At 64.9% G+C, this 12791-nt stretch carries 8 protein-coding genes; all 8 read left to right on the top strand.

What is annotated here, in order from left to right; genetic code table 11:
- The first annotated feature begins 5 nt into the window (after positions 1-5).
- Genes HX818_RS14370 through HX818_RS14335 form a run of 8 tightly spaced genes read left to right on the top strand, consistent with a single transcriptional unit; the run spans position 6 to position 12769 of the window.
- A complete protein-coding gene (locus HX818_RS14370; protein ID WP_008439459.1) occupies positions 6-1295 on the top strand; it encodes a DotU family type VI secretion system protein in 1290 nt (429 codons plus the stop codon).
- Positions 1292-4792, top strand: coding sequence for a type VI secretion system membrane subunit TssM (gene tssM / locus HX818_RS14365; RefSeq protein WP_177020301.1), 3501 nt, complete (start codon positions 1292-1294; stop codon positions 4790-4792). Before HX818_RS14370 ends, tssM begins: the two co-directional genes overlap by 4 nt.
- Entirely contained in the window at positions 4789-5442 is a 654-nt protein-coding gene (gene tagF, locus HX818_RS14360) for a type VI secretion system-associated protein TagF (protein WP_008439457.1), read from the top strand. Before tssM ends, tagF begins: the two co-directional genes overlap by 4 nt.
- Positions 5443-6162, top strand: coding sequence for a PP2C family serine/threonine-protein phosphatase (locus HX818_RS14355; RefSeq protein ID WP_003213320.1), 720 nt, complete (start codon positions 5443-5445; stop codon positions 6160-6162).
- On the top strand, positions 6159-9176 hold the full coding sequence (locus HX818_RS14350; RefSeq protein ID WP_177020300.1) for a serine/threonine-protein kinase: 3018 nt from the start codon (positions 6159-6161) through the stop codon (positions 9174-9176). The genes HX818_RS14355 and HX818_RS14350 overlap by 4 nt, the downstream gene beginning before the upstream one ends.
- The gene (locus tag HX818_RS14345; RefSeq protein WP_177009050.1) at positions 9176-9880 is read left to right on the top strand and encodes an ABC transporter ATP-binding protein; all 705 of its coding nucleotides are present in this window, start codon (positions 9176-9178) and stop codon (positions 9878-9880) included. The genes HX818_RS14350 and HX818_RS14345 overlap by 1 nt, the downstream gene beginning before the upstream one ends.
- The gene (locus HX818_RS14340) at positions 9880-11064 is read left to right on the top strand and encodes an FtsX-like permease family protein (protein ID WP_177020299.1); all 1185 of its coding nucleotides are present in this window, start codon (positions 9880-9882) and stop codon (positions 11062-11064) included. The genes HX818_RS14345 and HX818_RS14340 overlap by 1 nt, the downstream gene beginning before the upstream one ends.
- Positions 11057-12769, top strand: coding sequence for an SUMF1/EgtB/PvdO family nonheme iron enzyme (locus tag HX818_RS14335; RefSeq protein ID WP_003213313.1), 1713 nt, complete (start codon positions 11057-11059; stop codon positions 12767-12769). Before HX818_RS14340 ends, HX818_RS14335 begins: the two co-directional genes overlap by 8 nt.
- Positions 12770-12791: the final 22 nt, after the last annotated feature.

The following is a 12791-nucleotide window of genomic DNA, read 5'->3' as shown; positions in this document are numbered from 1 at the left end:
CCGCGATGCATCCGAATGACGATGACCGCACCCAGTTCATGCCGCGTCCCGGTGGCCGCGCGCCGGAGCCTGTTCGCGCAGAGCCGGCGCCGCTGTCGATGCCCGCTGCGCCGATCCTGACCGGCAAGGCCCAGGGCCTGAACCCGCTGGAAAGCGCTGCCGGCCCGTTGTTGTCGCTGCTGACGCGCCTGCGCAACACGATCTCGCACCCTGCGCCAGCGAGCCTGCGTGCGCAGCTGCTGGCTTACCTGCGCCAGTTCGAAGAACGTGCCGAGGCGGCCGGCGTGGCCCGCAACGATGTGCTGCTGGCGCGTTACGCGCTGTGCACCGCCCTCGATGAAGCCGTGCTGAGTACGCCGTGGGGCAGTGCCAGTGACTGGGGCAAGCAGAGCCTGCTGATCACCGTGCACAACGAAGCCTGGGGCGGCGAAAAGGTCTTCCAATTGCTGGATCACTGCCTGCAAAGCCCGCGGGAACGCCTGTACCTGCTGGAACTGCTGTACCTGTGCCTGTGCCTGGGTTTCGAAGGTCGCTACCGCGTGATGAACGATGGCCGCAGCCAGCTGGAAGCCTTGCGCGAGCGTACCGCGGCGGCGATTCGCAGTGCCCGTGGCGAGCATGAGCGCGAGCTGTCACCCCATTGGCGCGGCGTGACCGTGGCCCGTGATCGCCTGGCGCAGTTCATGCCGCCATGGATCGCCGTGGCCATCGGCCTGGCACTGCTGTTGGCATTGCTGTTCGGGTTGCGGATGAAACTGGCGTCGGATGCCGAGCCGGTGTTCAAGAATATTCATGCCCTGGGCGAGATCCCGGTGCAGGCCATCGACCGTCCGGTGGCCCAGCCGAAAATCATTGAGCGACCGCGTCTGGCGGGCTTCCTGGTGGAAGACATCAAGGCCGGTCGCGTAGCCGTGGAAGATGCCGTCGACCGCTCCGTGGTGACCATCCGTGGTGATGAACTGTTCGCCTCGGCCAGCTCCAGCATCGTCGATGACTTCCAGCCGCTGATGCTGCGTATTGCCGACGCCATCCGCAAGGTCAAGGGCCAGGTGCGGGTCACCGGCCACAGCGATAACCGTCCGATTGCGACCCTGCGCTTTCCGTCCAACTGGGCGCTGTCCGAAGCACGGGCCAAGTCGGTGCTGGAGATTCTCGCGGCCAAGACCGGCCAGCCGGAACGCTTCAGCGCCGAAGGCCGCAGCGACACCGAGCCGGTGGCGACCAACGCCACAGCCGAAGGCCGTGCGCGCAATCGCCGGGTAGAAATCACCGTATTGGCGGAGGGCGTCGAGTGAAGGCGTTTTTCAGTTTTGTGATTCGCTGGGTGATCCCGCTGCTGGGCCTGATCGCCTTGAGCCTGATCATCTGGTTTGTGGGCCCGTTGCTCGATGTGCTGGTGCCGGAAGGGCGCCGCTGGGCGCTGATCATCCTGGTGTTCGCGGTGTGGATTGCCTACCGCGTATTCCGGATTATCCAGGCCCGGCGCCAGGCCGCCGAAGTGATGCGCAGCCTCGCGGCGGAAACCCCGCCAGACCCTGCCAGCGTCGCCACCGCCGAAGAGCTGGCGACCCTGCGCCAGCGCATGGACGAAGCCCTGGCCCTGTTGAAAAAGGCCAAGCTGGGCGGTGACGAGCGCCGCAACCTGTATGAGCTGCCGTGGTACGTGATCATCGGCCCGCCGGGCTCGGGCAAGACCACCGCGCTGGTCAATTCCGGGCTGCACTTTCCCTTGGCGGCGCAGTTGGGTGCCGGTGCGGTACGGGGCGTGGGCGGTACGCGCAATTGCGATTGGTGGTTTACCGACCAGGCCGTGTTGCTCGACACCGCTGGCCGCTACACCACCCAGGACAGCAACTCCACGGTGGATAAAGCCGCCTGGCTGGGCTTTCTCGACCTGCTGAAAAAGCAGCGTTCCCGGCGCCCGATTGATGGTGCGTTTATCGCCATCAGCCTCTCGGACCTGCTGCTGGGCAGCGACGCCGAGCGTGCCGCCCATGCCGCCGCGATCCGCCTGCGCATCCAGGAACTGTACACCCAACTGGGCGTGCGCTTCCCGATCTACCTGATGCTCACCAAGCTCGACCTGGTGCCGGGCTTCATGGAGTTCTTCGACAACCTGAGCAAGGAAGAGCGCGCCCAAGTGTGGGGCATGACCTTCGCCCTGGACGACGGCAAGAACAGCGACAGCCCGCTGGCCCATCTGCAAAGCGAGTTCGCCGGCCTGGAACAGCGCCTCAACGAGCGCCTGGTGGAGCGCCTGCAACAGGAACGCGACCCGGCGCGGCGCGACCTGATCTACGGTTTCCCGCAGCAGTTCGGCGCGTTGAAGGATTGCCTGCAAGGCTTCCTCGAAGGCGTGTTCAAACCCAACGCCTTTGAAGAGCGCGTCTTGCTGCGCGGTGTGTACTTCACCAGCGGCACCCAGGAAGGCAGCCCGATTGACCGCTTGATCGGCGCCATGGCCCAGAGCATGAACCTGGACCGCCAGCACCTGGCGCGCCAGACCGGCACCGGGCGCAGTTACTTCATCGAAAAACTGTTCACCGCCGTGGCGTTTGCCGAGCGTGGCCTGGTGGGCGTCAACCCGAAGGTCGAGCGCCGTCGCAAGTGGATTGCCCGGGGTGTGCTGGCCGCAACCGTGGCGCTGGTACTGGTCGTCAGCACGTTGTGGTGGGTGAGTTATCGCGCCAACCAGGCCTACATCGCCCAGGTTGACCAGAAGGTCGCGCCGTTGGGCCAGACCGTGCAGAACCTCAGCCCGGCACAGCGCGAAGTACTCGCGGTGCTACCCCTGCTTAACGCCGTGAAGAACCTGGCGGGCGACTCGCCGAGCTGGTCCGAAGGCTTGGGCCTGTATCAGGGCGACATGCTCGAAGCCGAATCCGCCAGCGTCTACCGCAAGCTGTTGATCGCCGTGTTCGCGCCCCGTTTGGTGACGCGCATCGAAGAGCAACTGCACGGTGGCGGCAATTCCGACTTCCTCTACGAAGGTTTGAAGGCCTACCTGATGCTCGCCGACAGCGAGCATTACGACCCGGACTTCATCAAGGCCTGGATCGCCCTCGACTGGGACCGCAACCTGCCGCGCGACCTGCCGGCGGACCAACGCCAGGCCCTGATCGGGCACTTGCAGGCCCTGTTCGAGCGGCATCCGCCCAGCGCCCGTCTCGACCCGCGCTTGATCGACGACCTGCGTCGGCAACTGCAGCAACTGCCGGTGGCCCAGCGCGTCTACGACCGCATCAAGCGCCAGAAACTGCCGGAAGGCGTGCCGGACTTTCGCATCAACGAAGCGGCGGGCCGCGATGCCGCGCTGGTGTTCAGTCGCAAGAGCGGCAAGCCGTTGGGCGAACCGTTGAGCGGTTTCTTCACCGCCAAGGGCTATCGCCAGGGCTTCCTGCTGGCCAGCCTGAACCAGACCGGCACCCTTGCGGAAGAGCAGTGGGTACTGGGCCGCGAGCAGGCCGACCAACAAAACGTCGTTAGCCTCGCCGCCGATGTGCGCCGCCTGTACTTCCAGGACTATCAACGCCAGTGGGATGCGTTGCTGGCGGATATCGACTTTGTGCCGATCACCAGCGTGGCCCAGGCGGCCGACGTCTTGCGGGTGATTTCCGGGCCGACCTCGCCGCTGAAGAAGCTGCTGGTGGCGGTCTCCAAAGAGACCGACTTGCAAGCGGAAGAACGCCTGCTGGCTGCCAAGGGCGCGCCGGTGGAAGGCGGCGTGGACAAGCTCAAGGAACGTCTCGGCAGCCTGCTTGGCCAGGACCAGCCAACTGCGAATGCACCAGCGGCCAGTGAAGATCCGGTGACCGCGCACTTCGCCGAACTCAACAGCATCGTCAGCAAGAACGAAGGCGAACCGGCGGCCATCGATGGCCTGCTGGCGGACATGAACGCGCTGTATGTGCAGGTCAGCGCCATGGTCGGCGCCAGTGGCGATGCGTTGCTCGGCGAAGCGAAAAACCAGGCGGCGGCTGCGGCCACGCGGGTCAGCCTGAATGCCGAACGCCAGCCGCCGCTTGTGCAGGGCATGGTCAAGTCAGTGGTCAACTCCACCACCAACAGCATGATGGGCGGGGTGCGTAACCAGCTGAATGCGGCGTGGGTCAGCGAAGTGGTGAACGTGTATCGCCAGTCCCTGGCCGGGCGTTATCCGATGTCGCCCGGCAGTGCGCGGGACGCGACCCTGGATGACTTCGGCCAGTTCTTCGGGGTGGGCGGGGTGATGGACAATTACTTCCGCAAGTACCTGCAACCTTACGTCGACACCTCCACGCAAACCTGGCGCTGGCAGCCGGGCGCGGCGCAGAAGCTCGGCATCGCGCCGGGTGTGCTGCAAACCTTCCAGCGGGCGGCGACTATTCGTGACGCGTTTTTCCGCGCCGGTGGCACCCAGCCGATCGTGCGCTTTGAACTCAAGCCGGTGGCGATGGACGCGACCATCACCCAGTTCCTGCTGGACCTGGACGGCCAGCAACTGAGCTACGACCACGGCCCGAGCCGCCCGGTCGCGATGCAGTGGCCGAATCCCGGCAGCATTGGCGTGGTGCGCATTTCCATCATGCCGCCGTCAGCCAGCGGGCGCTCCGGTGTAACGCTGGATGGCCCGTGGGCCTGGTTTCGCCTGCTGGAGCAATCGGACCTGACCGCCGGCAATTCGCCGGACCGCTTCAACCTGCGTCTGCGGGTCGACGGCGCGAGCATCTCCTACGAGTTGCGGGCCAACAGTGCCTTCAACCCGTTCAAGAGCCGCGTGCTTAACGGCTTCAGCCTGCCGGAGCGGCTATGACCACGCTGGGTTTCTACGGCAAGTTGGCGTGCCGCGGCGACTTTGTCAGCCGCGCGCTGCCCCAGAGTTTTATCGGCCCTTGGGACAGTTGGCTGGCGTCCGGATTGCTCGCCAGCCAGACCCGCCTCGGGGCTGACTGGTTGAACGCCTACCTGGTCAGCCCATTGTGGCGCTTCGTGTTGGCGCCGGGTGTGTGCGGGCCGGACGCGGCGGTGGGCGTGGTGATGCCGAGCATCGACCGGGTGGGGCGCTATTTCCCGCTGACGGTGGCTGCGCTGTTGGATCACGACACCGACCCGGCCTCCGTCGTTGGCGGCCCGGACACCTGGTTTGAACAGGTGGAAGAGTTGTTGCTGAGCACGCTGGACGCCGGCGCCAGCTTCGAAGGTTTCAGCGGCGGGATCGAATCCCTCGGCGCTCCAGCCTGCCAACCTCGCACCTTGGGTAGTCGCTTTGCGGGTTTGCAGCGTGTCAACGCCACAGACCCGCAGGCGCGGATGACTGCGCTTGCCGAACAGGCCTGCGAAGGCGCGAGCCTGTGGTGGGGCCGTGGTTCGCAACAGATTTCTCCCGGTTTAATGCGGTGTCAGGGCTTGCCTGCTGCCGACGATTTTGCGCAATTTTTGCTCGGCCAAGAAGGTGTTGTGTAGATGCGGTCCACGTTCAAATCCGCCAGCAAAAGCCACGTCGGCATGGTTCGCCAAGTCAATGAAGACGCTTGCCTCGACCTGCCGGAAAACGGCCTGTGGGTGGTGGCCGACGGCATGGGCGGGCACGCGGCGGGGGATTACGTCAGCAGCCTGATTGTCGACAGCCTGCGCAGCATTCCCGTGGGCCGTTCCCTTGAGGAATACACGGCGGCGTTGCGCAGCGACCTGCTGCGAGTCAACGGCGCGGTGCGCGAAGAAACCGCCCACCGTGGCGTGACCATGATGGGCAGTACCGTGGTGTTGCTCGCCACCCGAGGCTTGCGCGGCGTGTGCCTGTGGGCCGGCGACAGCCGCCTGTATCGCCTGCGCGACGGCCTGCTGGAAAGCATTTCCCGCGACCACAGCTACGTGCAGGACTTGCAGGACAGCGGCCTGCTCAGCGAAGCCGATGCGCGGGTGCATCCACGGGCGAATATCGTCACCCGCGCGATTGGCGTGGAAGCACAGTTGGCGTTGTCGTCGGTCGACCTGTTGATCGCCCCCGGCGACAGTTACCTGCTGTGCAGCGACGGCCTGAACAAGACCGTCGAAGACCACGAGATCCGCGAAGTACTGAGCCATGCCGAGCCGGACGAAATCGTCCGCAGCCTGGTGCACCTGGGGCTCAATCGCGGCGCGCCGGACAACATCACCGCCATCGTTGTGAAGGTGTCGACATGAACATCATCATTCCCGGCTACGACATCGAAGGCGAAATCGGCGTTGGCGCCATGGCCAGCGTGTACCTTGCGACCCAGCGTTCCCTGGAGCGCAAGGTGGCGCTGAAGATCATGGCGGCGGCGCTGGCGGCCGACCCGAGCTTCTGCGAGCGCTTCCTGCGCGAAGGCAAGACCCTGGCGCGCCTGTCCCACCCGCACACCGTGACCATCCATGACATCGGCAATGTCGGTGAGCTGTACTACATGGCCATGGAATACCTGCCCAATGGCACGCTCAAGGAGCGCATCGCCGCGGGACTGACGCCGGAGCAGGGGCTGACGTATATCCGCCAGATCGCGTCGGCGCTGGGCTACGCCCACGCTCAGGGTCTGGTGCATCGCGATGTGAAGCCGGCGAACATTCTGTTCCGCGCGGATGGCACGGCGGTGTTGTCGGACTTTGGTATCGCCAAGTCCCTGGATGACCGCACGCAGTTCACCCAGGCCGGATTTGCCGTCGGCACGCCGAGCTACATGAGCCCGGAGCAGGCCCGGGGCCAGGAGATTGATGGGCGCGCCGACCTGTATGCGTTGGGCGTGGTGCTCTATGAAATCCTCGTGGGCAAGTTGCCTTACAACGGCACCGATGCGCTTTCCACAGCACTGGCACACCTGACTGAACCGCTGCCGGAATTGCCGGTGCACCACGGGCGCTATCAGGAGGTGCTGCGCAAGCTGCTGGCCAAAGACCCGGCGGAACGCTTCCCGGATGCGGCGGCGTTGTTGCGGGCGTTGGATCAGTTGCCGAAGGAAGAGCAGGTCGAGGCGACGTTGATTCGGCCTCTGCCGATTCCGGTGGCGGTCTCGAATGACCTGGCCGGACTCACGCCGGTCTCCATCGAAATCCCGACCGATAAGCCGCAGCCGCAACCGGTGCGTCAACCGGTGGTGACGCCGACGCAACACTCCGCCGTGTCCGAACAAAACCGTGGGCCGGTACTGGCGTTGGCAGCGGTTGCCGTGGCAGTGGCGCTGGCGATTGGGGGCGCGAGTTACTGGTGGTTGAAAGATGACGCGCCCGCCGCGCCGTCGGTTGTCGAGGCGGCCAAGACCGCCGCGCCGACTGCCACGCCGACTGCCGCGCAACCGGTCGCGGCGCAGGCCGACGGCGGCCAACGCCCGTTGCTGATGGCCGGCAAGAAAACCCTGTTCCAGCGGGTACTGAGCAAGCCTGGCGCCAAGCTTTCCCACGAAGCGGGCGGGGCGCCTGGCGAAGGTTTGCCGGCGTTTTCCGTGCTCTATGTCTACCAACGCAAGGACGTCGACGGCAGCCCCTGGCTGCGGGTTGGCGCCGCCACCGGCGGGCGCAGCGACGGTTGGCTGCCGGCGGCGCAAGCCAGCGACTGGAAGCAGAGCCTGGTGCTCAAGTTCACCGAGCGTTCGGGCCGGGCGCCGGTGATGTTCCTGCGTCAGTCCGCTGAAGTGGAGAAGCTTTTAGCCGATCCCGCAGCGGCGAAAAACCTGCTGCTCAAGGTGCAGAAAAACACCGAGGACAACCAGCAGGTTCTGGCCCTGGAGCCGACCGCCAGCGCCGTCCCGCAGAACCAGTTCTATTTGCTGCCGATCTTCGACTCCAAGGAGAGCTTCGACGAAAACGGCCAGCCGGTGCAGTTGCTCAACGTCGCCTCCATCGACCCTGGCAGCACACCTGATGTCATCGCCAAGGCTGTCGGTCGAACGCCGGTGATTGATGCCAATGCCGATGCCTTCCGCACGGCCGTGGTGCTGGTGGTCGACACCACGGTGTCGATGCAGCCCTACATCGACCAGGTTCGCGACGTGGTCCACGAGCTGCAAACCCGCATCGCCGAGCGTGGCGAACTGGACAGCGTGAGCTTTGGCCTGGTGGGTTTTCGCAACAGCATCAAGAAAACCCCCGGCCTGGAGTATGTGGCCAAGACCCTGATCACCCTCGACCAAGGGCGCGACCCGCAGCGCTTCCTCGACATGGCGCGGCAGGTCAAAGCGTCGACGGTGTCCAGCCACTCGTTCAACGAAGACGCGTTCGCCGGTGTCATGCAGGCGGTGGAAGGCATGGACTGGTCCGGCTACGGCGGGCGCTTGATCCTGCTGGTGACCGACGCCGGTGCGCTGCGCAAGAACGACCCGTTCGCCACCACCCAGATGAACGAAGCCGAAGTACGCCAGGCTGCATTGGGCAAGCAGATCAAGATCTACGCTTTGCACCTGCGCACCGATGCCGGGAAGAAAACCCACAGCGGCGCCGAAACCCAGTACCGCACCCTGACCGCCGACGCCAACCCGCAGATCGGCGACCTGTACACGCCGGTGCCCGGTGGCGATGTGCGCAAGTTCGGCGAGCGGGTCGACGAGATCGGCACGGTGTTCGCCAACCTGGTGCATCAGGTGCGCAGCAACACGCCGCAGCCGGTGCCGCTGCTCAGTGCCGCGCCGACCCTGGCGGACAAATCCGCCGCCGTCGGTTACGCGATGCACATGGATTTCCTTGGCCGCAAAACCGCGAGCCAGGCACCGCAACTGGTGAGTGCCTGGACCGCCGATCGCGACCTGACCAACACCGCGCTGCCGGCCTTTCAGGTGTGCGTGATGCTGACCAAATTGCAGCTCAACGAATTGCAGCAGTCCTTGAAACTGATCGTCGACGCCGCGCGCAAAACCCAGACCTCACCGAAGGATTTCTTCCAGGAAATCGCCAGCGCCTCGGCCTATATGAGCCGTGATCCACAGGCCTTGAAAAAGGGCGGCAACCTGGCGGACGGCGGCATCCTTGGCGAATACCTGGAAGGCCTGCCGTACCGCAGCAAGTCGCTGAACATGACCCAGGATTTGTGGCTGTCGTTGAGCGTGGCCGAGCAGGAAGACTTTATCGACGAGCTGGATTCGAAGATCCGCCTCTACGAAACCTTCCATAACGATGTGGCCAACTGGGTCCGTTTCGGCGATGCCGAGCCGGGTGATGCGTTGTACCGCGTGCCGCTGTCGACGCTGCCGTAATGCTGAACTTGAGCGCAGTGCACAAGAGCCGGGGCGTTGGTGCCCAGCGCTACAGCCTGGTGATACCGGGCTTGCAACTGCGTGCGGGTGAACAGTTGGCGGTGGTCGGGCCGAGTGGCTGTGGCAAGAGCACCTTGCTGGATTTGCTCGCGCTGGTGTTGGCGCCGGATCAGGTCGGGCAGTTCGATTTCAACCGCGTCGACATTGCCGGGCTTTGGCGTGGTAACCAGCAAAGCGCGCTGGCGGAGCTACGCAGTCGGCACCTGGGTTACGTGCTGCAAACCGGCGGCCTGCTGGGCTTTCTCGATGTGCGCGGCAACATTGCGTTGTCGCGGCAACTCCTGGGTTTGAAAGACGACGGCAGCGTGGCGCGGTTGGCCGAGCAGTTGGAAATCACTGATCAGTTGGACAAGAAGCCGGCGGCGTTGTCCGTCGGCCAGCGTCAGCGGGTCAGTTGCGCAAGAGCCCTGGCCCACGGTCCGCAGCTGTTGCTGGCGGATGAGCCCACCGCTGCGCTCGACCCGTTGAACGCCGAGCGGGTGATGCAGGCGCTGTTGGCCCAGGCCCGGCATAACGGCGCGTGCTGCGTGATCGCCACCCATGATGAACCCCTGGCCCGGGCCAGCGGCTTGCAGGTGCGGCGCATCAGTTGCCGTCGCGACGCCGACGGCGGCGTCACCGCCACCCTTGGGGAGGCGTGCTGATGCGTATCGCCCTGGTGGCTTCCCTGGCCTGGCAGGATTACCGCAACGATGCGTGGCTGTCGGTGTGTTCGGTGCTGGCGCTGGTGGCGGTGATCGCGCCGTTGCTGGTGTTGTTCGGCCTGAAATTTGGACTGGTTAGCAGTTTGACCGAACGTTTGGAGAACGACCCGGCCACCCGGGAAATTATTCCGTTGGGCGGTGGTCGATTCAGCAGTGAATTTGTCGAGCAGCTCCGCCAGCGCAACGACGTGGCGTTCGCCTTGCCGCGCACCCGGCAGATTGCGGCGACGGCGCAGTTGGGGGCGGTGACGGTGGAGATGCTGCCGACCGCCGCCAACGACCCATTGCTGGCCGGCCTGCCGATGCCCAAGGGCCTGGATCAGATCGTGCTGAGCCACACCGCTGCCGAAAAGCTCGGGGCAAAGGCCGGGGGTTGGCTGGAGGCGAGTTTTGGGCGCCAGGTGGCGGGGCGCATCGAGTCGCAACGCCTGCGGGTTCAAGTGCTGCAGGTAGCGCCGCTGGAAGCCTTCGCCCGGGATGGATTGTTTGCACCCTTGGGCTTGCTGGAAGCAGCGGAAGATTATCGCGATGGCCGCGCGGTGCCGGCGTTTGGCTGGGACGGCGATGCGGTGGGCGTCAGCGAGCAACGGGTATACCCGGCGTTCCGTTTGTATGCGCGGCGCCTGGTGGATGTGGAGCCGCTGCGGGTGTATTTCGCCGGGCAGAATCTGTTGGTGTCGACCCAGGCCCAGACCATCGCCCAGGTGCAGTCGTTGAGCCGCAACCTGTCGATCGTGTTCTGGATCATCGCCGGGCTGGCGTTGGCGGGCGCGTTTGCCGCGATCTTTGCCGCGGCGCTGGCGTCGGTTGCACGCAAGCGCCGGGAGCTGTCGGTATTGCGGTTGTTGGGGTTTTCCACCGCCGGGTTGTTGCTGTTTGTGGTGTTGCAGGCGCTCTACAGCGCGGGGTTTGCCGCTGCATTGAGTGGGCTTTTATATGGCTTGGCAGAGTCCGGCCTGAACCAATTATTCGTGCAGGTGCCGGGCGAATACGCCAGCCACCTGCTGGCGCGTCACTACGGCCTGGCCCTGGCAGCTGTCCTCGGCGTCAGCGCCGTGGCGGCGGCGTGTGGTGGTTGGCGTGTGGCGCGTATCCAGGCTTCTGAAGGAATCAGAGATGTATAAGTTACTGGGCGCCGCCATGGCGCTGACCCTGTCCTGCGTGGCCTGGGCCGATGAGGCGAGCGACAAGCTGGACAACCCCAAGCCGTTGCCGGATGACGTCAGCCTGCCGCTGCCTTGCGAAGGCAACATGGTGTTCCGCTATGCCTACGTGCTGGCCCAGGGCACCCTGGATGACCGCGAGATCAGCCTCGGCTACCCGTTCAGCGAAGGTGAAGCGGGCTATCAGCAATCGTTCATTTCCGGTTATCGCCGCGACTTCATCAACGGCCAGTTCACCCTCAAGGACCTGCCCAAGGACTGGAACAAGGTCATTGCGCCGCTGATGCCGAAGACCGACGCCAAGACCCCGCTCAAGCCGATGCTGTACTTCATCGGCAAGTACGAAGTCACTGCGCGGCAATATGCGCAGGTCATGTCCCAGGCGCAATCCCTGGCCAGTGGCGAACCCGCCCCGGCGTGCGATGTACCTACCGGGATGGCGGCGCGCTTGCCCAAGGTCAAGCTGTCGCGCTTTGAAGCCGAACGTTTCTCGGCGGTGTACAGCGCCTGGTTGATGAAATATCACCGCGAGCTGCTGCCGGTGAGTGGTCGCGGTGCTTCGGCGGACGACGGCGGCCTGGGCTTTGTGCGCCTGCCTACCGAAGTGGAGTGGGAGTTTGCCGCGCGCGGTGGCCAGGCGGTCAGCCGTCAGGACCTTGAAGGCCGACTGTTTCCACGGCGTACCGAGGGCAGCGAAAGCGATGGTCCCCTTGCCGATTACGCGGTGTTCAATCAGGTCGCGGGTGGCACCGGCCAGGCCGCACGGCTGATGCCCATCGGCACCAAGCTGCCCAACCCGATCGGCATGTTCGATGTGATCGGCAACGCAGCGGAAATGGTCCAGGAGTCCTTTCAACTGGTGCACGCCGGGCGTCGCCAGGGCACCTATGGTGGGTTCGTGGTCAAGGGCGGCAACTACCTGGAAGGCGAGGGCACGCTGTTCACCGGCATGCGCCGCGAGTACCCGTTGTTCGCCGCCGACGGTACCGAACAAAGCAACGAGACCACCGGCTTTCGCGTGGCGATTGGCGCCTTGTCGGCACCGCGTTCGCGCTACAAGGAACTGTTCGCCCAGTGGCAGAAGGAAGGTCGCCTGGCCTCGCTGACCGATGCCATCGACGACGCCCAGGACCCGACCAAGCGCCTGGACAGCATCATCGCCGCCAGCGTCGACCCGCGCCTGCAAGCGGAGCTCGGCCTGGTCAACGAAGAGCTCAAGCGCAACGTCTCGCTGATCGCCCAGCAGCGCGAAGAAGCGGCCGGCAACCTGATTCAGTCCGCGGCCCTGGTGGCCGAGACCATCAACAACTACAACATCCGCCTGATCAATTTGCAGAAGAGCCGCCAGCAGGCCATCGACGCTAAGGACGAGGCCAGCGCGCAGCTGTTCGCCACGGCGATCACCAATGGGCGCAGTGCGCTGGACGGCGCGGTGGCGATCTACATCGACAACCTGGCCACCGGCACGCGCTACACCGATGCGGTGATCCAGGCGCAGTTTCAACGGATCAAGGAAGAGTTGGATCGCAAGCCGGTACTGGGCAAGAGCCTGGTGACGCGTGCGACGTTATTCGTTCGCCATGTGGGCAACTACCGCAAGCAACAGCGGGCCGACCCGGCGACGATTTTGAAGGAATTGCTCGCAGCGAGCGGTCAGCGGTCTTGACCGCTGGTTGTACAGCGAGCTT

Source organism: Pseudomonas sp. F9001 (assembly GCF_013385435.1).
Lineage (GTDB): Bacteria > Pseudomonadota > Gammaproteobacteria > Pseudomonadales > Pseudomonadaceae > Aquipseudomonas.
The sequence above is the reverse complement of the archived record's forward strand: the minus strand, read 5'-3'. Positions and strand labels throughout refer to the sequence as shown.